20 protein-coding genes and 1 pseudogene are annotated in these 22,058 nt (G+C 63.9%); 19 read left to right on the forward strand and 2 right to left on the reverse strand.

Annotated features, from left to right (window positions below; translation table 11 throughout):
• Positions 1-4: 4 nt before the first annotated feature.
• A pseudogene (lepA, locus tag ACT6QU_RS05745) lies at positions 5-1,813 on the forward strand (translation elongation factor 4).
• Positions 1,814-1,967: 154 nt separating this feature from the next.
• On the opposite strand, the gene ACT6QU_RS05750 reads toward lepA, so the two are convergent.
• Positions 1,968-3,656 carry an ATP-dependent nuclease gene (locus ACT6QU_RS05750; protein ID WP_444836535.1) on the reverse strand — a complete coding sequence of 563 codons (1,689 nt, stop codon included), beginning with the start codon at positions 3,654-3,656 and terminating at the stop codon, positions 1,968-1,970.
• 101 nt (positions 3,657-3,757) lie between these two features.
• Between ACT6QU_RS05750 and ACT6QU_RS05755 the strand changes: the two genes are divergently transcribed.
• The 17 genes from ACT6QU_RS05755 to trmB all read left to right on the forward strand — a co-directional run bounded on the left by ACT6QU_RS05755 (position 3,758) and on the right by trmB (position 21,021).
• The gene (locus ACT6QU_RS05755; RefSeq protein ID WP_444836536.1) at positions 3,758-4,030 is read left to right on the forward strand and encodes a type II toxin-antitoxin system Phd/YefM family antitoxin; all 273 of its coding nucleotides are present in this window, start codon (positions 3,758-3,760) and stop codon (positions 4,028-4,030) included.
• Between the two features lie 556 nt (positions 4,031-4,586).
• Positions 4,587-4,970, forward strand: a complete 384-nt coding sequence (locus ACT6QU_RS05760) for a hypothetical protein (protein ID WP_444836537.1) — start codon at positions 4,587-4,589, stop codon at positions 4,968-4,970.
• 12 nt (positions 4,971-4,982) lie between these two features.
• Entirely contained in the window at positions 4,983-5,291 is a 309-nt protein-coding gene (locus ACT6QU_RS05765) for a hypothetical protein (protein ID WP_444836538.1), read from the forward strand.
• A gap of 112 nt (positions 5,292-5,403) precedes the next feature.
• Positions 5,404-6,024, forward strand: a complete 621-nt coding sequence (locus ACT6QU_RS05770; protein WP_444836539.1) for a DUF1236 domain-containing protein — start codon at positions 5,404-5,406, stop codon at positions 6,022-6,024.
• A gap of 59 nt (positions 6,025-6,083) precedes the next feature.
• Complete coding sequence (locus ACT6QU_RS05775) at positions 6,084-8,099, forward strand: hydantoinase/oxoprolinase N-terminal domain-containing protein (protein WP_444836540.1); 2,016 nt, start codon at positions 6,084-6,086, stop codon at positions 8,097-8,099.
• 116 nt (positions 8,100-8,215) lie between these two features.
• The gene (locus ACT6QU_RS05780) at positions 8,216-10,387 is read left to right on the forward strand and encodes a malate synthase G (RefSeq protein ID WP_444836541.1); all 2,172 of its coding nucleotides are present in this window, start codon (positions 8,216-8,218) and stop codon (positions 10,385-10,387) included.
• Between the two features lie 234 nt (positions 10,388-10,621).
• Positions 10,622-11,296 (forward strand): tRNA (adenosine(37)-N6)-threonylcarbamoyltransferase complex dimerization subunit type 1 TsaB, encoded by a 675-nt coding sequence (tsaB, locus tag ACT6QU_RS05785; RefSeq protein ID WP_444836542.1) that lies wholly within the window; start codon positions 10,622-10,624, stop codon positions 11,294-11,296.
• A complete protein-coding gene (locus ACT6QU_RS05790) occupies positions 11,293-11,781 on the forward strand; it encodes a GNAT family N-acetyltransferase (RefSeq protein ID WP_444836543.1) in 489 nt (162 codons plus the stop codon). Before tsaB ends, ACT6QU_RS05790 begins: the two co-directional genes overlap by 4 nt.
• 3 nt (positions 11,782-11,784) lie before the next feature.
• The gene (locus tag ACT6QU_RS05795) at positions 11,785-12,564 is read left to right on the forward strand and encodes a lysophospholipid acyltransferase family protein (protein ID WP_444836544.1); all 780 of its coding nucleotides are present in this window, start codon (positions 11,785-11,787) and stop codon (positions 12,562-12,564) included.
• A 49-nt stretch (positions 12,565-12,613) separates the two neighbouring features.
• Positions 12,614-13,999 (forward strand): tRNA (N6-isopentenyl adenosine(37)-C2)-methylthiotransferase MiaB, encoded by a 1,386-nt coding sequence (gene miaB, locus ACT6QU_RS05800; protein ID WP_444836545.1) that lies wholly within the window; start codon positions 12,614-12,616, stop codon positions 13,997-13,999.
• Between the two features lie 74 nt (positions 14,000-14,073).
• Positions 14,074-15,069 (forward strand): PhoH family protein, encoded by a 996-nt coding sequence (locus ACT6QU_RS05805; protein ID WP_051375802.1) that lies wholly within the window; start codon positions 14,074-14,076, stop codon positions 15,067-15,069.
• A gap of 2 nt (positions 15,070-15,071) precedes the next feature.
• Positions 15,072-15,542, forward strand: a complete 471-nt coding sequence (gene ybeY / locus ACT6QU_RS05810) for an rRNA maturation RNase YbeY (RefSeq protein ID WP_444836546.1) — start codon at positions 15,072-15,074, stop codon at positions 15,540-15,542.
• A gap of 29 nt (positions 15,543-15,571) precedes the next feature.
• A complete protein-coding gene (locus tag ACT6QU_RS05815; RefSeq protein WP_444836547.1) occupies positions 15,572-16,621 on the forward strand; it encodes a hemolysin family protein in 1,050 nt (349 codons plus the stop codon).
• Between the two features lie 143 nt (positions 16,622-16,764).
• Positions 16,765-18,357, forward strand: a complete 1,593-nt coding sequence (gene lnt, locus ACT6QU_RS05820) for an apolipoprotein N-acyltransferase (protein WP_444836548.1) — start codon at positions 16,765-16,767, stop codon at positions 18,355-18,357.
• Between the two features lie 130 nt (positions 18,358-18,487).
• Positions 18,488-18,907 carry a helix-turn-helix domain-containing protein gene (locus tag ACT6QU_RS05825; RefSeq protein WP_024586739.1) on the forward strand — a complete coding sequence of 140 codons (420 nt, stop codon included), beginning with the start codon at positions 18,488-18,490 and terminating at the stop codon, positions 18,905-18,907.
• Positions 18,908-19,030: 123 nt separating this feature from the next.
• Positions 19,031-20,317: a methionine adenosyltransferase gene (gene metK, locus ACT6QU_RS05830; RefSeq protein WP_444836549.1), complete on the forward strand. Its 1,287-nt coding sequence runs from the start codon at positions 19,031-19,033 to the stop codon at positions 20,315-20,317.
• Positions 20,318-20,319: 2 nt separating this feature from the next.
• A complete protein-coding gene (gene trmB / locus ACT6QU_RS05835; protein ID WP_444836550.1) occupies positions 20,320-21,021 on the forward strand; it encodes a tRNA (guanine(46)-N(7))-methyltransferase TrmB in 702 nt (233 codons plus the stop codon).
• Here trmB and ACT6QU_RS05840 read toward each other — a convergent pair whose 3' ends face one another.
• The gene (locus ACT6QU_RS05840) at positions 21,022-21,183 is read right to left on the reverse strand and encodes a hypothetical protein (RefSeq protein WP_444836551.1); all 162 of its coding nucleotides are present in this window, start codon (positions 21,181-21,183) and stop codon (positions 21,022-21,024) included.
• A gap of 234 nt (positions 21,184-21,417) precedes the next feature.
• Here ACT6QU_RS05840 and rimP point away from each other — a divergent pair, with 234 nt between their 5' ends.
• Positions 21,418-22,050 carry a ribosome maturation factor RimP gene (rimP, locus tag ACT6QU_RS05845; RefSeq protein ID WP_444836552.1) on the forward strand — a complete coding sequence of 211 codons (633 nt, stop codon included), beginning with the start codon at positions 21,418-21,420 and terminating at the stop codon, positions 22,048-22,050.
• Positions 22,051-22,058: the final 8 nt, after the last annotated feature.

A 22,058-nucleotide genomic window follows, 5' to 3' on the forward strand; every position in this document is an offset into this window, starting at 1 on the left:
GCTCATGAAGACGCCCCTTTCCAAGATCCGCAATTTCTCCATCGTCGCCCATATCGATCACGGCAAGTCGACGCTTGCCGACCGGCTGATCCAGATGACCGGATCGCTGGAGGTCCGGGAGATGAAGGAGCAGGTGCTCGACGCGATGGACATCGAGCGCGAGCGCGGCATCACCATCAAGGCCAACACCGTCCGGCTCGAATATGACGCCAAGGACGGCGAGCATTACGTCCTGAACCTGATCGACACGCCCGGCCATGTCGACTTCGCCTACGAGGTCTCGCGCTCCTTGCGCGCCTGCGAAGGCTCGCTCCTCGTCGTCGACGCCTCCCAGGGCGTCGAGGCGCAGACGCTCGCCAACGTCTACCAGGCCATCGACGCCGACCACGAGATCGTGGTCGTCCTCAACAAGATCGACCTTCCCGCCGCCGAGCCCGAGCGCATCAAGGAGCAGGTCGAGGAGGTGATCGGCCTCGACGCGTCCGATGCGGTGATGATCTCGGCCAAGACCGGCATCGGTATCGAGGACGTGCTGGAGGCGATCGTCACGAAACTCCCGCCGCCGAAGGAGGGCGACGAGACCGCGCCCTTGAAGGCCATGCTGGTCGATAGCTGGTACGACGCCTATCTCGGCGTCATCGTCCTGGTGCGCATCATCGACGGCCGGCTGAGGAAGGGCCAGCAGGTCCGCATGATGGGCACCAATGCGCGCTACACGGTCGACCGCGTCGGCGTCATCACGCCCAAGATGGTGATGGTCGATGATCTGGGCCCCGGCGAGCTCGGCTTCATCACCGCCTCGATCAAGGAAGTGGCCGACACCCGCGTCGGCGACACCATCACCGACGACCGCAAGCCGACCGCGACCGCTCTTCCGGGCTTCAAGCCGGCGCAGCCGGTGGTCTTCTGCGGCCTCTTCCCCGTCGACGCCGCCGATTTCGAGGATCTGCGCGCCGCCATGGGCAAGCTGCGCCTCAACGACGCGTCGTTCTCGTTCGAAATGGAAACCAGCGCTGCCCTGGGTTTCGGCTTCCGCTGCGGCTTCCTCGGCCTCCTGCACCTGGAAATTATCCAGGAACGGCTGGAGCGCGAGTTCGACCTCGACCTGATCGCGACCGCCCCGTCGGTCGTCTACAAGCTCGCCATGAATGACGGCTCGGAAATCGAGCTCCACAACCCGGCCGACATGCCGGACGTGATGAAGATCGCCGGCATCGAGGAGCCGTGGATCAAGGCGACGATCCTGACCCCGGACGACTATCTCGGCGCGATCCTGAAGCTGTGCCAGGAACGCCGCGGCGTCCAGGTCGACCTCTCCTATGTGGGCAAGCGCGCCATGGTCACCTACGACCTGCCGCTGATCGTGGTGGTGTTCGATTTCTACGACCGCCTGAAGTCGATCTCCTAGTGCTACGCCTCCAACGACTAACAGTTGACCGACTACCGCGAAGTCGACCTCGTCAAGATGTCGATCCTCGTCAACGACGAACCAGTCGACGCCCTCTCAATGCTGGTCCACCGCGCTGCGGCCGAAAAGCGCGGCCGCGCCATGTGCGAAAAGCTGAAGGATTTGATCCCCAAGCACATGTTCAAGATCCCGATCCAGGCGGCGATCGGCGGCAAGGTGATCGCCCGCGAGCCGTTCTCGGCTCTGCGCAAGGACGTGACGGCCAAATGCTACGGCGGCGACGTGACCCGCAAGCGCAAACTTCTGGAAAAGCAGAAGGAAGGCAAGAAGCGCATGCGCCAGTTCGGCAAGGTGGAGATTCCGCAGGCGGCCTTCATCGAAGCCCTCAAAATGGGCGACAGCTAAAGCGCCTTTCCTCGCCCCCGCTTGCGGGGGAGAGGTGGCTCGGGCGCAGCCCGAGACGGAGAGGGGGGCCTTTCTCGCGAACCTCACAGAGCATGATCTTCCTCCCCCTCGCGGGGGAGATGTCCGGCAGGACAGCGGGTTAAGGATGGCTTATTTAATTCTTACTCAGTTGACTTTCGCGGCCCGGCCCAGGAATTCCGCGCCGGTTCTTGTCCTGAAGCCACGCTGATACTTTGTCTAGGAACGCCCATACATCTTTATCATCGGGGAGGATGTAGGATGGCAATTTTGGATCGCTTCCGAGCGCTGCAAATATCTGGTGCAGCCATTTCTTGTTCCGTTTGACTCGAAGACCGGGAAGCCAATGCTCCACCTCTCCGTGACGCAAAATAAATAAGCCATACTTATCCAACGTATCGAGGAGGTTTTCGACCTTCTCAAGTTCAGTTCCGCTAAGCAAAGATATTCCACCATCCGATTTTGGAGATTTTCCGGTTTCAATTAATGCTTGCCAGGAACTGCCGCGCTGTTGCCGAACGTAGTCAAATGGCTTTGGATACCCACACGCTTCGAGATGTGGTCCAAGATCGGTTGCAGGATTCAGCGCATCGATATCAAGTACCGCCGCGACTGGAATTCCGAGCTTACGGAGGGGACGCACGATGCGATGCACTGAGTCTTTCCCGTTAGCATTCAGAAAGAGAGTGTTGGGTGCGCCACGGTTGGTCGAGTGTTCGATCAGTCGTTCATTTATTTCTTGGTAGAACGCTCTATCCGCATCAGACTCCGCTACCAAAACATTTTCATAAAAGACACCTGCAAGAGCATTGGCAGAGCGGAGAAGGGGATCACGCATCATCAACTGAACGTCATTGTTCTCAAGGACTCGGGCAGTACCGACGCCGTTCTGGAATGTCAGCCGAACTACGTTTATTGCCGCTCCGGACTGGATAGCACCCATCAGAAACTGGGGGCTATGTGTTGACACAAAAACGTGTTTGCCAACGTCGCCTGCAGTTCGCGCAATCTCTTTGCCTAGCTTGAATGCTAAAGCAGGATGCAAAAACGCTTCCGGTTCGTCGATTACAATGACGCGAGGATCACCAGCCCTCAATTCAATTAGAATGCCCGTAAAGGCTTTCACGCCATCGCTCACCTGATCGATGTGCAATGCTTGTTTCATCCAGTTCAGCGTATCATCTTCCACTCGCCGTTCAGGCGGCGGCTCCGAATTACCGTAACGTAAAACAAGCTGGCTGCCTTCCGACATATCGAATCCGAGATACAGACCGAGCGCGTCGTGAAGCATATCGCGTATATTCGCGCGACGGGAATCATCTGTAAAAATGCGTGCAAATGAATTTGATGGGTCTTTTAGGTCGCCGCGGTCTTGTGCGTTGACCAGCTGAATTCTTCCGGGCCCGTCAAGATTTAGCAAAAATTTCCGAGCATAGTATTTAGCGTAATGCGAACGACGATGATCATTTGCGTTCGGTGCTTTCATCGCATCCAAGAAATGCGGAATGTGCACATGGTTCCTGGATGAGCCGTACTTAATGATCGCGGTATCGGCGTTCACATCTTCGCCATGCTTTGGTTCAAGCATCCAATCGGCAAGTGTGGACTTGGCGTCATCGTCGGAGTGTGGCCTAAATCGAAGTTGATCTAGAATAAAATTTGTGCGGTTCTGTCCAATGCTGCAGAAATTCACTATTTCTCTTAAAATCAAACTTTTACCAGAATTATTTGGACCGACGAAAATAGTGCAACTTGGTGATGCCAAATTTAGCGGCGCCTCACCGATGCCTGCGCCAAATTTAAAAATCATTTCCTCGATAATCATCGAATATCCTGTATTTTCAATCAAATGGCTTTAACACTATAACCATCATCTAGAGGTGGTCTACAGAAAGAGCTAGCAGTTCCGGCAATTGAAAGTGGGCGATGGCAGAATCGACAAAGGCAGCTAATCATGCGCGGATGAAGTTCCTCTCCGCCTCGGATGCCAAGAACCATTTCCGCCAGCTCATCGATACGGTGCAGGCCGAGCCCATCCGCATCCAGCGCTACGGCCGCGACGTCGCCATCGTCCTGTCCCCGAAAGAATTCCACCGCATTGCCGAAGCCGCACGCGGTAAGGTCAATCCCGCCGTCGAGCACCTTCACGCCAAAGGCGCCAAGCGCTGGGCAAGCGTCTACGCGGCGCTGGCGAAATAGCGCGACACCCTCCCTTCTCCCCTTGTGGGAGAAGGTGTCGCCGCAGGCGACGGATGAGGGGTGAGACGTTCGCGCCAGGCAACCCCTCATCCAACCTCGCTGCGCTCGGCCACCTTCTCCCACAAGGGGAGAAGGAAACGCGCGCCCACTCCACCAAAAACTTATCCCCCTCCCCAAAACCTCCGCCATACTCCACCGCGTCCCCGTCTTCGGGAACGCCTGTCGCGACGGTGTCATGCGGGCGGGGATCGGCGCCTCCGCCGTTCGGCAAACGTAGCCGGCGGCCGGGGAGGGCCGCGTCGAGGGTCCCCCTCCGGCCACTACGGGCCGGGTGTGCTGGACGAGCACGCAACCTGTCGATGCTTGGCGGCGAAGGCCAAAAAGCGCGGCGGGGCAGCGGGACGGGCGCGGCTTTGGAAAGAACGCCGGATGGGCGGCTGCGGGATCGCAGTCATACCTACAGATGAGCGATGCCGCAGCCGCCCGTCTTCCCGAGCCCTTTCACTTGGCCTCGCGCGCCGCGCGGGCGGAATCACCCATGAGCGGAGGAATGGACATGGCAAGGCGCAAGCGACGCAGGCAAAAACCGCCGCGGAACATACCGCCGCTGCCGGTAATCTACCATCCGCGCCAGCCGCACCAGACCGACGCGCAGTATGCCGTCACCCGGCAGTGGGACGAGGAGCGAGCGCAGATCGATGCGATCCTCCAGGCCAAGTGCCGCCACGCGGCGACCTGGCTCGGCCTGATGGCGAGTTGCAAGTGGTCGGTCTGCCGGCGCGCGCGGCGCTGCGTCGGGCCGCTGCGGCCAACCGATGCGCTCGCCCATATGGGCCGCATCTTCCCGCCCTGCTGCGACACCCCCGAGCGCGGTGAGGAGGTGCGCATGTTGAACCATGTGTCGAACCCCGGCAAATGGCGGAACGAAGTGCCGTGGTGATGAGGAGAAGAGATGAGGATAGGACCGATTTCGATGCGCGCCGCTCGCCACCCCAACTGCGCCACGATCGCAGGGCAGGGCTGGAAGATGCGCATCTGGCTCCTTCCCATCCTCGCCCTTCCCGCCTGCTCGACCTTCGATGCCGGCTCGCCGCCCGTTCCCACGGCTACGGTCGCCCCCGCAGCGCTGGTCGCGCCGGCCACACCCGCCGCGCCTGCCGCGCCGGGAATAAGGCCGCTGACAGAGGACCAGCGCGACATGCTCGACGGGTATCCGCTATCGCTCGGCGGCTCTTTTGTTACGTTCCGTGATGTCATTTGAGGGGAACGCACCTCGCCCTCACGCATTTTTGAAGCCGAGGGACGTCACTGAACGTTTGCGGCGCGGACGCCTTGGAAAAGGGGACCGCGCCACCATCAAAGGAGTACCCACCATGCGTAAGTTCCTTCTTGCGACCGCTGCCATCGCCGCCTTGTCGGTCGGTGCCGCGCACGCCCAGACTTCCAGCGATGATTCGGCCCGCGGCTTCGGCGCGACGGCTGGCGGCACGACGGGTGCCGTTGCCGGTGCCGTCGTCGGCGGCCCGATCGGCGCGATCGTCGGCGGCTTCGCCGGTGCCGTGATCGGCGCGGAAACCGCCGTTCCGGACGAGGTCGTCGGCTATGTCGTAGACAATCCGGTCCCGACCGTCACCTATGAAGGCGAGATCGCAGCCGGCGCCGTGATCCCGGCCGAGGTCGAGGTCGTGCAGGTGCCCGACAGCCCGGAATATGGCTACATCTACGTCAACGGCCGCCCGGTCCTGGTCGAGTATGAGAGCCGCGAGGTCGTCTATTCGCCCGGCTACGTCGTGCCGGAGCGCACCGTGACCTACATCACCGAGAACCCGGCTGATCCGGTCGTCATCGACGCCGAGATTTCGACCGGCGCGATCCTGCCGGCCGACGTCCAGATCATCGAGGTGCCGGAAGATCCGTATTACGGCTACGTCTACACCGAGCAGGGCCCGATCGTGGTCGAGCGCGGCACGCGCGAGGTCATCTGGGTCGAGTAATCGGCCTTTCCTGGCCGAACCGGCCGCGTTAAGGAGATCGTCTTCAACGGGCGATCTCCATGGCCGGATCTGACGACGCGCCGCTCTATCTGGGTTTCGATACGGGCGGCACCTATACCGACGCCGTGCTCTTCAGTGAGGAGCGCGGCGTCGTCGCCAAGGCGAAGGCGCTGACGACGCGGCACGACCTCGCCGTTGGCATCGCCGAGGCCGCCGACCGCGTCATCGCGCTGGCCGGCATCGCGCCAAGAACGATCCGCCTGGTGTCGATGTCCACCACCCTCGCCACCAACGCCCTCGTCGAAGGGCAGGGCGGCAGGGTCGGTCTGGTGATGATCGGCTTCTCCGAAACCGATCTCGACAAGGACGGCCTCAAAACCGCCCTCGGCTCCGACCCGGTAATTTTCGTCCCCGGCGGCCACGACGTCCACGGCAACGAGACAAAGCTCGACCTTGCCGCTCTGGAAAACGCCCTGCCGGAACTGGCCACGAGCGTTTCCGGCTTCGCCGTCTGCGGCTACTTTTCCACCCGCAATCCGAAGCATGAGATACTGGCCCGCGACCTGATCCGGGAGAGTACGGGTCTGCCGGTCACCACATCTCACGAACTCTCATCCAAACTCGGCGGCCCCCGCCGCGCCCTGACGACGCTTCTCAATGCCCGGCTGATCTCGATGATCGACCACCTCATCGCCGCCACCGAAGGTTTCCTCGAAAACCGAGGCATCGACGCCCCTTTGATGGTGGTGCGCGGTGACGGCGCCCTCGTCTCCGCCCGCTTCGCCCGGGAACGGCCGATCGAAACGATCCTGTCGGGACCGGCTGCGAGCATCGTCGGCGCCCGTCATTTGACGAGGCTCGACGATGCCGTCGTCTCCGACATAGGCGGCACAACGACCGACATCGCGATCCTCGACAAGGGCGTCCCGCGGCTCGACCCGGACGGGGCGACTGTGGGCGGGTTTCGGACGATGGTCGAGGCTGTGGCGATGCGGACCTTTGGGCTGGGCGGGGATTCGGAAGTGACGATCGCCGATGGCGGGCTCGATCCGGCGATCCTGCTCGGCCCCCGCCGCCTCGTACCGCTGTCCCTCGCAGCCCTCCAGCACGGCGCGGCCATCGCGGAAACGCTGGAACGCCAGCTCCGCGCCGCCAATCCCGGCCGCATGGATGGTCGTTTTGCGATGCGAACTGGCGTCCCGGATCGGCTGGCAGCCGGGCTCTCGACTGCCGAAGCGCGGCTTTACGAGAAGGTGACGGCGACGCCGTTGCCGCTCGACCAGTTGCTGACCTCGACAGCGCAAGTGGCGACGCTCCAACGCCTCGTTTCGCGCGGCCTCGTTCATCTGTGCGGCTTCACCCCATCCGACGCCGCCCATGTGCTCGGACGGCAGGACAACTGGCACGAACGCGCGGCGCGCCTTGGCGCGGAACTCGTAGCGCGGCGGCGCGACGGGCGCGGGCAGCCGATCGCGGCAGGCGCGGCGGAGATTTCGCAGCGCGTGCTCCACGCTGTCACGCGGCGCTCGGCCGAACTGATGCTGGAGGCGGCTCTCGCCGATGACGGGCTCGACGGCGCGGTGATTGTCGCCGGGCCGCTCGTCCAGCGCGCGCTTGACGGCAAGGCCGGCATCGCAAGGCTCGCCGTCGGTCTGGACCGGCAGGTCATCGGCCTCGGCGCATCGGCCGGCCTGCACTATGCCGGTCTGCCGGCGCTTGTCGGGCAGGGCTGCGTCGTGCCGGAGGATGCCGACGTGGCGAACGCCATCGGTGCGGTGGTGGGCCAGGTGCGCGTCAGCGCCGAGGCGGTTGTCACCCAGCCGGTAGAGGGCATTTTCCGCGTCAGCGCGGGCGAGACGATCTCGGATCACCGCTCGGAGGATGATGCACTTTCGGTCGCGAGCGCGCATCTGCGTGACCTCGCGCGAGAGGCGGCGCGGCGGGCCGGCAGTGACGATGTCGAGATCGACGTCGCGACCGATTTGCGCATCGCGACGATCGAAGGGCAGCGATCCTTCATCGAAGCGAGCCTGCGCGCGGTGGCGACGGGCCGGCCGCGGATCACGCTGCGTTAGAATTTTTCGCAAGGCAGTTTCGCCTTTTGCCGAATTGACCGACCGCCCCGCGCGTGGTGAAAGCGATCAGGGCCTTCAAAGGCCATCGCCATGCGCTTTTGAGGGAGGTTTTCTGCATGAATGACCGCGTTGACGCCAATGGGTTGAAGATCGACCGGGTTCTCTACGACTTCATCGCCAACGAGGCCGTGGCCGGCACGGGCATCGATGCGGAAAACTTCTGGCGGGATTTTGCAGCGATCGTCGCCGATCTCGCGCCGAAGAACCGGGCGCTTCTTGAAAAGCGCGACGCGATCCAGGAGAAGATCGACGCCTGGCACCGCGAGAACGGCGCGCCAACGGATCTGGCGGCCTATGAACGCTTCCTGCGCTCGATCGACTACATCGTTCCCGAAGGCCCCGGCTTTAAGGTATCGACCGAGAACGTCGACGACGAGATCGCGACTATCGCGGGACCGCAGCTCGTCGTCCCGGTCATAAATGCGCGCTATGCGCTGAACGCTGCCAATGCGCGATGGGGCTCGCTCTATGACGCGCTCTACGGCACCGATGCGATCCCCGAAACCGACGGCGCGGAAAAGGGCAGGGGCTACAATCCGAAGCGCGGCGAGAAGGTGATCGCCTGGGCGCGCGACTTCCTTGACGGCGCGGTGCCGCTGGAAGGTGCGAGCTGGACCGATACGCGGTCCTTCGCGGTCGAGGGCGGCAAGCTGGTCGTCAAGACGGCGAACGGGAGCACCGGGCTGAAGAATGGCGCGCAGTTTGCCGGCTATGTCGGCGAGGCGGCTGCCCCGACGCAGTTCCTCATGAAGAACAACGGCATCCATATCGAGGTGCTGATCGACGCGGCATCGGACATCGGTAAATCCGACCCGGCGCATATTTCCGACGTCTGGCTCGAATCCGCGCTGACCACGATCCAGGATTGCGAGGATTCGGTCGCGGCCGTCGACGCCGAGGACAAGGTCGAGGTCTACCGCAACTGGCTCGGCTTGATGAAGGGCGACCTGACCGAGGAAGTGACCAAGGGCGGCAAGAGCTTCACGCGCAAGCTGAACCCCGATTTCGACTACACCGCGCCGGACGGCTCGACCTTCACGGTGCGCTGTCGCTCGCTGATGCTGGTGCGCAATGTCGGCCACCTGATGACCAACCCGGCGATCTTGGATGCGCAAGGCAACGAGGTGCCGGAAGGCATCATGGATGCCGCGATCACCGGCCTGATCGCGCTGCACGACATCGGTCCGAACGGCCGCCGCGCGAATTCGCCGAAGGGCTCCATGTATGTGGTGAAACCAAAGATGCACGGCCCGGAGGAGGTCGCCTTCGCCTCCGAACTCTTCGGCCGCGTCGAGGCGATGCTGGGCATGACGCCGAACACGATGAAGATGGGCATCATGGACGAGGAGCGCCGAACGACGGTGAACCTCAAGGAGTGCATCCGCGCGGCGTCGTCGCGCGTCGTGTTCATCAACACCGGCTTCCTCGACCGCACCGGCGACGAGATGCACACTTCTATGGAAGCCGGCCCGATGATCCGCAAGGGCGACATGAAGCAAGCGGCCTGGATCGGCGCCTACGAGAACTGGAACGTCGATATCGGCCTCGAATGCGGATTGGCCGGCCATGCGCAGATCGGCAAGGGCATGTGGGCGATGCCGGACCTGATGGCCGCGATGCTGGAGCAGAAGATCGGCCATCCGAAGGCCGGCGCCAACACTGCCTGGGTGCCGTCGCCGACGGCCGCGACGCTGCATGCGACGCACTACCACAAGGTCAACGTCGCCAAGGTGCAGGCCGAGCTGAAGGCCCGCGCCCGTGCCAAGCTGGCCGACATCCTGTCGGTCCCGGTCGCGACGCGTCCGAACTGGACGCCGGAGGACATCCAGCGGGAACTCGACAACAACGCGCAGGGCATTCTGGGCTACGTCGTGCGCTGGGTCGACCAGGGCGTCGGCTGCTCCAAGGTGCCGGACATCAACGATGTCGGCCTGATGGAAGACCGCGCGACGCTGCGCATCTCGGCCCAGCACATGGCGAACTGGCTGCATCACGGCGTGTGTTCGCGTGATCAGGTGATGGAGACGATGAAGCGCATGGCGGCCGTGGTGGATCGGCAGAACGAGGGCGATGCGCTCTACCGGCCGATGGCGCCGGATTTCGACAACTCGATCGCGTTCCAGGCGGCGTGTGATCTCGTGCTGAAGGGGCGCGAGCAGCCGAACGGCTATACGGAGCCGGTGCTGCATCGGCGTCGGTTGGAGCTGAAGGCGAAGCGGGACGCGTGATCGGACTTGTCCTGAAATGATCGTGCTCGACGTTGCCCCCCTCTGGCCTGCCGGACATCTCCCCCGCGAGGGGGGAGATCACCCGTTTGAAATGGCAGCCTCAACCTTCGAGTTCGCAAGAAATGGTCTTCGGGCGACGAGACTGATCTCCCCCCTTGCGGGGGAGATGTCCGGCAGGACAGAGGGGGGCAACGTCGAGCGCTATCGACATGAGCTTTCCCCGGATTGCGACCCATGATCATCCTCGCCATCGACACCTCCGCCAATCTCTGCGCCGCCTCGGTCCACGCCGACCATGAACTCGGCCGTTGCGTGCGCGATCTCGGCAAGGGCCATGCCGAGCATCTGATGGCCGTGGTCGATGAGGCGCTGGCGGCGGCGGGGAAGACTTACGCCGATCTCAACAGGCTGGCCGTTTCGGTCGGGCCGGGCTCGTTCACCGGCATCCGCGTCGGCGTTTCCGCCGTGCGGGGGCTGGCGCTGGCGCTGAAAATCCCGGCCATCGGAGTAACGACGCTCGAAGCGCTCGCATTAGAGGCGCGGCAGACCAATGCCGGGCGGAACGTGATGGCTGCGCTCGATGGGGGGCGCGGCGAAATCCATGCTGCGCTCTACGGCCCTGACGGCGAAGAAATCGCAACGCCGGCCGCGATCGACCTGGCAAGGGCTTGCGAAGTTGCGACGCGCGCGAACGCACTCCTCGTCGGCACGGCGGCGGATGCGATCCACACTGCGGCAGGCGGGGCGCTCGACATTGCCGGCCGGCAAGCGACGGCGGACATCGCAGCCTATGCCGTGATCGGTTCGGGCAAGCCCGACACCGGCGCGCGCCCGGCGCCGATTTATCTGCGCTCCGCCGATGCCAAGGTGAACGCAGGCTTCGCCGTCGCGCGAAAGGCGGCGTCATGAAGATGCCCTGGTCGACGCCGCGTGAATTCGCCATCGAGCCGCTGGAGATCGAGGATGCGGCGGCGCTGCCGCGCATTCATGAGGAGGATTTCATCCGGCCGTGGTCGGAGGACGAGTTCGCCGATCTTCTGGCGCAGGGCAACGTGTTCGGTTTCGCCGCGCGCGAGGTCGGCAAGCGGCATCTCGGACCGGTCGGCTTCGTGCTGGTGCGGCAGGCGGCGGACGAGGCGGAAATCCTGACCGTTGCGGTCGCGCGCTCGGCGCGGCGGCTGGGGCTGGGGCGCAGCTTGATGGACGCCGTTCTGCGCGCGCTCCACGCCGAACGCACCGCCTCGCTCTTCCTCGAAGTCGACGAGACGAATGCGCCGGCGATCGCGCTCTACCGGCGGCTCGGCTTCATCCAGGTCGGCAAGCGGCCGGACTATTACAAGCAACCTGGCGGCGGGCGCACCGGCGCGATCGTCATGCGCCGCGACCTGCACTGACCCATGCGCGCCAAGGCGAAGCTTGCCATTGCCCTGATCGGCTTCGCGCTCGGCACGGCGGGTCTCGTGGCGTGGCAGACGGCGATGAAAATGACGCGCATCGGCGATCCGCGAAAGCCGGCGCTGCTCTGGCATCGCATGGTGCTGGCGCTGCTCGGCATCCGCGTCCACGTGACCGGGCCACTCTCGCCGCAACGCCCGCTGCTGATCGCGGCGAACCATGTGTCGTGGACGGACATCATGGTCCTCGGCTCGATCGCGCCGGTCAATTTCATCGCCAAGGCGGAGGTGGCGACATGGCCGGTGCTGGGCCGGCTCTTTCGCTCGCAGAACTCCGTTTTCGTCGAGCGCGAGGCACGCCATCGCTCCGGTCACCAGACGCGCGAGGTGGCGGAAACGTTGAAATCGGGCGATCCGCTGGTGCTGTTCGCCGAAGGTACGACGGCCTGCGGCAACCGGCTCCTGCCGTTCAAGTCGACGCTCTTCGGTGCGGCGGCGCAACTCTCCGACGAGGCGTTCGCGGTGCAGCCGGCGGCACTCTTCTATTCGCGGCTGCACGGCATGGCGATGGGGCGCAGGCACCGTGCGCGCTATGCCTGGATCGGCGACGAGGACCTGGTTCCGCATCTGTTGCGCATCATCGAAAGCGGTCCCGTCGACGTCGAGGTGCATTTCGGCGAGCCGATCAGCTTTGCCGGCGCGAACCGCAAGCAGGTCTCGGCGCGTTCGGAAGCTGCGATCCGCGATCTCGTGACCGACGTCAGGCGCGGCGCGAAGCTGTGATCACGCACGGTCTGTCCTTCGGCGCCAAAAAGCGTTAGAGGCTCGCCGCATGGAACAGACAGATACGATCGCTCAGCGGGAAACAGGTTTGGCGCAGGCTCGCAAGGTCTTCGTCAAGACTTATGGCTGCCAGATGAACGTCTACGACAGTCAGCGCATGTCCGATGCGCTGGCCGCCGATGGCTACCAGCCGACGGAGACGATCGAGGACGCCGATCTGGTGCTGCTCAACACCTGCCATATCCGCGAGAAGGCGGCCGAGAAGGTCTATTCCGAGCTTGGACGCATCCGCGACCTGAAGAACGAACGCGCCGCACAAGGCCGCCAGATGGTCGTCGGCGTGACCGGCTGCGTGGCGCAGGCCGAGGGCGACGAGATTTTGCGCCGTGCGCCGGCAGTCGACCTCGTGGTCGGCCCCCAGACCTATCATCGCCTGCCGGCGGTGGTGAGGAAGGCGCGCGCGGGCGAAAAGGTGGTCGAGACCGAATATGCGCTCGAAGACAAGTTCGAGCATCTGCCGCAGCCGAAGACCGCGGCAGTCCGGTCACGCGGCGTGACGGCTTTTCTGACCGTCCAGGAAGGCTGCGACAAGTTCTGCACCTTCTGCGTGGTGCCCTATACGCGCGGCTCCGAAATCTCGCGGCCCGTCGCGCAGATCGTGGCGGAGGCCGAGCGTTTGGCCGAAAGCGGCGTGCGCGAGATCACGCTGCTCGGCCAGAACGTCAATGCTTGGCATGGCGAGGGCGCAGACGGCAGGGAGTGGGGGCTCGGCGAGCTACTTTTCCGGCTGGCCGAAATTCCGGGGCTCGCCCGGCTGCGCTACACGACCAGCCATCCGCGCGACATGGATGACGCGCTGATCGCGGCGCATCGCGACCTTGAACAGTTGATGCCCTATCTCCATCTGCCCGTTCAGTCGGGCTCGGATCGCATCTTGAGGGCGATGAACCGCAAGCACACGGCCGACGACTATCTGCGGCTGGTCGATCGCATTCGCGGCGTGCGCGGCGATATCGCCATGTCGGGCGATTTCATCGTCGGCTTCCCCGGCGAGACCGACGAGGACTTTGCAGCGACGATGAAGCTGGTGCGCGAGGTGGATTATGCACAGGCTTTCTCGTTCAAATATTCGCCGCGTCCGGGAACACCGGGCGCCGAGATGAAGTTGCACGTCGAGGAGCGCGTGAAGGACGAAAGGCTGCAGGAACTGCAGGCTTTGCTGACAAACCAACTCGAAGCGTTCACGCAGACCCGCGTCGGCATGGTGATGGACATGCTGATCGAGAAGCCGGGACGGCGCGAGGGACAGATCGTTGGACGCTCGCCCTGGCTGCAGCCGGTGATTCTTGATGAAACCGTCGGCCGAATCGGCGACATTGTCCGGGTGAAGGTATTGAGCGCCGGCCGCAACAGCCTGTTTGCCGAGCCGGTTTGAGGTCAGGCACCAATGAGGAGAGCCGATTGAGCGTCGCACCGGAACTGAAGCCCGGCCCCCAGGGGGCGTCGGACATGGCGCATATCGTACTCACCTTCGACAACAACGGACTTGCCTCCGCCCTTTACGGTCAGTTCGACGAGAACCTGGCGCGCATCGAGCAAAAGCTCGGCCTCGACATCCGTTCAAAGGGCAACCAGCTCTCGATCCGCGGCGAGCCGGGCGCGGCCGAACAGGCGCGTCGCGCGCTGGATTATCTCTACGGCCTCCTCCAGAAGGGCCACGACGTCTCGCCGTCGGAGGTTGACGGGGCGATCCGCATCTCGATCGCGGCCGACGACCAGTTGACGCTGCCGACGCTCGAGCGCAAGGGCAAGATGGCGGCGGCGCAGATCGCGACGCGCAAGCGCACCATCTATGCCCGCTCGGTCAACCAGGACGCTTATATGCGCGCGCTGGAACGCTCCGAACTCGTCTTCGGCATCGGGCCCGCCGGCACCGGCAAGACCTATCTCGCCGTCGCCCACGCCGCGATGCTTCTGGAACGCGGCGCCGTGGAGCGCATCATCCTGTCGCGGCCAGCGGTGGAAGCGGGCGAGCGGCTCGGCTTCCTGCCGGGCGATATGAAGGAGAAGGTCGACCCCTATCTGCGCCCGCTCTACGACGCGCTCTACGACATGATGCCGGCCGACAAGGTGGAACGCGCCATCGCCGCCGAAGTGATCGAGATCGCACCGCTCGCCTTCATGCGCGGGCGCACACTGCGCAATGCCGCGATCATCCTCGACGAGGCGCAGAACACGACGCCGATGCAGATGAAGATGTTCCTGACCCGCCTCGGCGAGGGCGGGCGCATGATCGTCACCGGCGATCCGAGCCAGATCGACTTGCCGCCCAACACCAAATCGGGCCTCGTCGAGGCGCTACGCATCCTCACCGACGTTCCGGGCATCGTCACTTGCCGCTTCAACGATGTCGACGTCGTGCGTCATTCGCTCGTCGCCGAAATCGTGCGCGCCTATGACCGTGAGGGTGCGGGCATGCCCGGCCGGGGGCCGCTTCAGGTCTGAAAATGACGATCGAGATCGACATCGCCATGGAGGCCGGCGACTGGCCGGCCGAAGACGAACTGCGCGGCCATGCCGAACGGGCGGCCGACGCCGTCTTCGCCGAGCTCGATATCGCCGATCCGGCCTCCGAACTCAGCCTGCTCTTCACCGACGACGCCTCGATCCGCGTCCTCAACCGGGACTGGCGCGGGAAGGACAAGGCGACCAACGTCCTCTCCTTCCCGGCATTCGAGGTCGCGCCGGGCGATCCGTTGCCGCCGATGCTCGGAGACGTTATTCTGGCCTTCGAGACGGTTTCGGCCGAAGCGGTACTGGAAGCAAAGCCGTTCGCGCACCATCTGACCCACCTGATCGTCCACGGCTTGCTTCATCTTCTGGGCTACGACCACGAAAATGACGCAGACGCGGACGAGATGGAGGGGCTGGAACGCAAGGTGCTCGCGCGTCTTGCCATTCCCGATCCGTATGTCTAACTGGTAGGGCCAACATGGCCTTAGGGACAATGAACGAACAAACGCAGATTGAGGCTTCCCCCGAACGGGCAGAAGCAGGCGGCTCCGACGAAGGTTCGGACGCCCAAAGTAGGACCGCTGGCACTGCCGGCAAGTCCACAACCTTCCTCCACAGGCTCTCGGGGCTGTTCAAGCCCAGGAACGGCTCGTCGATCCGCGAGGATCTGGCCGATGCGCTGGACGAGCACTCGCTGGATTCGGCCGGCTTTTCGCCGGGCGAGCGCGCGATGCTCAAGAACATCCTGCGGCTGCGCGAACTGCGCGTCGAGGACGTCATGATTCCGCGCGCCGACATCCAGTCGGTCGAGATCACCATGACGCTCGGCGACCTGATGGTGACCTTCGAGCGCCTGGGTCACTCGCGCATGCCGGTCTATGGGGAGACGCTCGACGATCCGCGCGGCATGGTTCACATCCGTGACGTCATCGCCCACATCACGCGTACGGCCGGACAGAAGAAGTCGCGCGCGACGAAGAAACCGCTCAACGCCGCGACGCTGGACCTGTCGAATGTCGAGTTGGGAAAGAGCATCGGCGAACTGAGCCTCGTCCGGAAGCTGCTTTTCGTGCCGCCGTCGATGCTCGCCTCCGACCTGATGGCGCGGATGCAGGCCGAACGGTTGCAGATGGCGCTGGTCATCGACGAATATGGGGGCACCGACGGCCTCGTTTCGCTGGAGGACATCGTCGAGATGGTCGTCGGCGACATCGAGGACGAGCATGACGACGACGAGGCGATGATCACCCAAGCGGGCGACGGCGTCTTCATCGTCGACGCCAAGGCCGAAATCGACGACGTCGCCGAAAAGATCGGCGACGCATTCTCGGCCGGCGAGCACGGCGAATATGTCGACACGATCGGTGGCATGATCTTCAACGCACTCGGCCGCGTGCCCGCGCGCGGCGAAGTGGTGCAGGCGATCCCGGGCTTCGAGTTCCACGTGCTCGACGCCGACCCGCGACGGGTCAAACGCGTCCGGATCGTGCAGAGCCGCGGAACGGATCGCCGCCGGCGTCAGGTGCGTCAGGCGACGAATTAAAGGGTGGGGGTCCCCTTTCGACCAAACGAGTCGAAAACGGCGAATGCCATCAGCGATGAAAGCGCAGTTTTCACGTCCGTTTGGAAAGCCTACGCGCCTTTGCTAAAGAGGTGCGGGGTTTGATTCTGGCAGCGGACGGGTGAATGGAGCGCCTTGCGGGCAAGATAATTCTCCTGTCGGGGGCCGGCAGGGCGCTGGTTGGCTTGGCTGCTGGTGCGCTCGCGAGCCTGTCTCAGGCGCCGTTCGATTTTCCGCTTGCTGCTTTCGTCGCTTTTCCGGTTCTCGTCTGGCTGCTTGACGGCGCCGTTGCCGCACCTGAACGGCGCGGCCTGCGCCGGCTCGGACCGTCCCTTCTGGTCGGCTGGCTGTTCGGTTTCGGCTATTTCCTGGTCGGACTTTGGTGGACGGGCAACGCGCTTCTGGTCGAGGCCGATCTCTTCGCCTGGGCTCTGCCGCTGGCCATCATCGGACTGCCGGCACTTCTGGCGTTTTTCTATGCGTTTGCAGCGGCGCTCGCGAAGATCGCCTGGAGCGACGATATCGGGCGCATCGCAGCGCTTGCCGTCGCCTTCGCGCTGGCAGAATGGCTGCGCTCGGTTCTCTTTTCCGGATTTCCCTGGAACGCCGTCGGCTATGCGGCGATGCCTGTGCCGCTCGCCATGCAGTCGATCGCTATCGTCGGCGCGGTCGGCATCAACGTCCTGGCCGTCTTCGTCTTTTCGCTGCCCGCGCTGCTTGCAGGTCGCGTGCATCTGAAGCTGGGTGCGGCGCTCGGCGTCGGGCTGGTCGCAATTCATCTCGGCTATGGCGGGCTTCGTCTTTCGCAGGCAGAGGCGACGGATGGTGCCGAGACGATCGCGATCCGCGTGATCCAGCCGTCGATCCTGCAGAGCCAGAAATGGGACATGGCCGAGCGCGACCGGATATTCCAGGCGCATCTCGACCTGACGACACGGCCGGTGGAGGAAGGTGGCGAGAAGGCGGACATCGTCGTGTGGCCCGAAACGTCGGTGCCGTTCCTCTTCGGGGACAGGCCGGACGCCCTCGCCGCGCTCGGCGCCGCCATCGACGACGACCAGCGCCTGCTCGCCGGCATCGTGCGCGCCGAAGCGCGCGGGGAGGGCGAGACTTCCTATTACAATTCGATCGTCGTCATCGACGGGTCGGGCGAGATCGTCGATGCCTTCGACAAGGTGCGGCTCGTCCCGTTCGGCGAATACCTGCCGTTCCAGGAATTCCTGTCCCGCTTCGGTCTGCGGCAACTGGCGCAGAACATCGGCGGCTTTTCCGCAGGCTCGACACGTCGGCCGCTCGATCTGGGCGGCGGCGTCTCCGGCCTGCCGTTCATCTGCTACGAGGTGATTTTCCCCGGCATCGCGCCTCGCGGCGGCGGCGATGCGAGGCTTCTGATCAACGTCACCAACGATGCCTGGTTCGGCGATACGCCCGGACCCTACCAGCATTTTCGCCAGGCCCAGTTCCGCGCCGTCGAATCGGGCCTGCCGCTCGTTCGGGCCGCCAACAACGGCATCTCGGCGGTGGTCGACGGCTATGGCCGCGTGGTCGACGGACTGGCCGTCGATGCCGTCGGCGTGCTCGACGTGGACGTTCCGCTCGGCGAGGCCGGAGCTTTCCTGCCGTCGTTGCGCCCCGGCCTCGTTGGCTGGAGCCTGCTGATCGCACTTGGCATCGCTGCCACAGCAAACAACCTGCGGTCGCGCCATCGTGTCAATTGACACACATATATTAGCGACTCATAGTCAGGTTACCGCGATCTAGAGTCGGGCGGGCCTTGGGGCGCTCGCACGACACGCGGCCAGAAGCGCAAAGCTCAACGACAATGGCCTGCTCCAATGGGCTAACATCATGATAACCAACAAGAAGAAGCCGAATCCGATCGACATACACGTCGGCAGTCGGGTGCGGTTGCGTCGTAACATGCTCGGCATGAGCCAGGAAAAGCTTGGCGAAATGCTTGGGATCACGTTCCAGCAGATCCAGAAATACGAAAAGGGCACGAACCGTGTCGGTGCCAGTCGCCTGCAGGCGATTTCAACCGTCATGAATGTTCCGGTATCCTATTTCTTCGAGGATGCGCCGGGGCAGGACGAGAACCGCAGCGGGTTTTCGGAGGATGACGGATCGACCTATGTGGTCGACTTCCTGAACAGTTCCGAAGGCCTGCAACTCACCCGCGCCTTCATCAAGATTTCCGATCCGAAAGTTCGGCGCCGGATCATCGATCTGGTCAAGTCGCTCGCATCCGACGACGACGAAACGCCGTAGAGGGAAGAGCCCGGCGGATTTGAGGACTCGGTCGAGCATGTCTTGACCGGGCCTTCTGCGCTTGGCTACACGTCTTTCCGCCTGCCCTTTCGGCAGAGCGCTTTCCAGAGGGGACACCCGATCTTGCGCCAGAACTATATCTTCACCTCCGAATCCGTATCCGAAGGCCATCCCGACAAGGTGTGCGACCGCATCTCCGACGAGATCGTGGACCTGGTCTATCGCGAGGCGGCGAAGAAGAACGGCAGCGGCAAGCCGCAGATGGATGCGTGGAAGGTGCGCGTCGCCTGCGAAACGCTGGCCACCACCAACCGTGTCGTCATCGCCGGCGAGGTCCGCGTTCCCGATACGCTGTTGAAGAAGTCGAAGGACGGTGAATTCGTCAAGGATGCCGCGGGCAACCCGATGGTCAATCCGGCCAAGTTCAAGTCGGTGGCGCGCAAGGCGATCCGTGCGATCGGCTACGAGCAGGACGGCTTCCACTGGAAGACGGCGAAGATCGACGTTCTGCTGCACGGCCAGTCCGCCCACATCGCTCAGGGCGTCGACAATGCATCCGACAAGCAGGGCGAGGAAGGCGCGGGCGACCAGGGCATCATGTTCGGCTATGCCTGCCGCGAGACGCCGGACCTGATGCCGGCGCCGATCTACTATAGTCACAAGATTCTCGAGCTATTGGCCGACGCCCGCAAGAACGGCGACGGCGACGTGGCGCGGCTCGGTCCCGATGCCAAGAGCCAGGTGACCGTGCGCTATGTCGACGGCCAGCCGAAGGAAGCGACGCAGATCGTGCTCTCGACCCAGCACATCGATCCCGAGTGGGACAATAAGAAGGTGCGTAAGGTCGTCGAGCCCTATATCCGCGAGGCGCTGTCCTCGGGCGGCCTGTCGATCGCCGACGACTGCAACTGGTACATCAACCCGACCGGGAAGTTCGTCATCGGCGGACCGGATGGGGATGCCGGCCTGACGGGCCGCAAGATCATCGTCGACACTTATGGCGGCGCGGCTCCGCATGGTGGCGGCGCGTTCTCGGGCAAGGACACGACCAAGGTCGACCGCTCGGCGGCCTATGCCGCCCGCTACCTTGCCAAGAACGTCGTCGCGGCGAAGCTCGCGGACCGCTGCACCATCCAGCTTTCGTACGCCATCGGCGTCGCGCAGCCGCTGTCGGTCTATGTCGACCTGCACGGCACGGGCAAGGTCGCCGAAGAGGTGGTGGAAAAGGCGCTGCGCGAGGTGATGGACCTGTCGCCGTCCGGCATTCGCCGGCACCTGGACCTGAACAAGCCGATCTACGCGCGCACCGCCGCCTATGGCCATTTCGGCCGTAAGGCCGGCCGCGACGGTTCGTTTTCCTGGGAGAAGACGGACCTCGTAAAGGCTCTCAGGCAAGCGGTCGCCGCCTGAAAATGTCGGGACACGTTTGGGGAGAGCGGGCGACCGAAGCCTTTTTCGGCCGCCGGCACGGCAAGACGATGAGCCCGAAGCAGGTGGCGCATATGGCGACCCACCTGCCGCGGCTGAAACTGGATCTGAAGACGCCGGCACCCGCCGATCTGCGCACGCTGTTCGCAGCGCCGGTGGATGAGGTCAGGCTGGAGATCGGCTTCGGCGGCGGCGAGCACTTTCATCACGAGGCGTCGCGTTTTCCTCGAGCCGGCTTCATCGGCGTCGAGCCCTTCGTCAACGGCATGGCGAAGTTCGTGTCGCAGTTCGATGCGGCGCCGCTCGCCAATGTGCGCGTTCATGACGACGACGCCACCGAACTTCTCGACTGGCTGCCGGCGGCATCGCTGTCGGGGATCGATCTTCTCTATCCCGATCCGTGGACGAAGAAGCGGCACTGGAAGCGGCGCTTCGTAAGCCCGGTCAATCTCGACCGTTTCGCGCGCGTCCTGAAGCCGGGCGGGCGGTTCCGCTTCGCCTCCGACATCCCGCATTACGTCAACTGGACGCTGGCGCATTGCCGTGCGCATGACGATTTCGAGTGGCAGGCGGAAGGGCCGGACGACTGGCGCCAGCCCTATGAAGGCTGGCCGGGCACACGCTATGAGGCGAAGGCGATCCGCGAGGGGCGTACCCCTGGCTACCTGACGTTCAGGCGGCGCTGATCAGCGGTGCCGGATGGTGCCGAACTGTTCCGGGTCGAGCCCGAGACGGACGAGATCGCCGGTGCGGGCGGGACGGCCGGCTTCCACCGCGGCCGACACCGCGATCGCGCTGCGGAACACGCCATAGATTTCGGAAAGATTGCGGCGGAATGAACGGGACATCCGGGATTGACCTCGACAGGAATGGTGCATTGCAGCAAATATAGCTGCGCTGCGGCGTTCGCGCCATCGCCGCTTCGGCAGGGCAGCCATGCGGGGATGGGAGAGCGGACGCGGCACTTGATCGGGCGGGCCGGTTGGCGTATAGGAGCGTCAAATTCTTGGTCGGTATGGCAAAGAGTGGGTCCACCCGGTCCCGCTCTTTTTTGTTACCGGCCGCACGATCAGGGTCACCAATTGAGCGAAACCGGCACTTCCAAACCTTCGGGCGACGACCGCATCATCCGCGAGACGGGCATCGATGCGCGCATTGCGCAGATCATCGAACCGGTGATGCGTTCGATGGGCTACCAGCTCGTGCGGGTGCGCCTGTCGGGCCAGAACGGCCTGACGCTGCAGATCATGGCCGAGCGCTTCGACGGCACGATGACGGTCGAGGATTGCGAGGAGGTCAGCCGCGCCGTCTCGCCGGTTCTCGACGTGGAGGACCCGATCGAAAAGGCCTATCATCTGGAAGTGTCCTCGCCGGGCATCGACCGGCCGATGGTGCGCAAGTCCGACTTCGTCCTGGCCAAGGGGCATCTGGCGAAGATCGAGACCAGCCTGATGGTCGCCGGGCGCAAGCGCTTCAAGGGCAAGATCGTCGAGGCGGACGAGGATGGCATCACGCTCGAGAGCGATCAGCTCAGCTATGGCGAGGAGCCTGTCGCGCGCATCCCTTACGACGCGCTCGGTGACGCCAAGCTGATCCTGACAGACGATCTGATCCGCGAGACGCTGAAGCGCGACAAGGCCGCCAAGAAGGCGCGCAAGCTCGACGACGACGTGGAATTCGAAGGCGACGGACCCGACGCCGACAACGACAACTGATTGAGACG

The sequence above is a fragment of the Aliihoeflea sp. genome, from assembly GCF_052435475.1.
Lineage (GTDB): Bacteria > Pseudomonadota > Alphaproteobacteria > Rhizobiales > Rhizobiaceae > Aliihoeflea.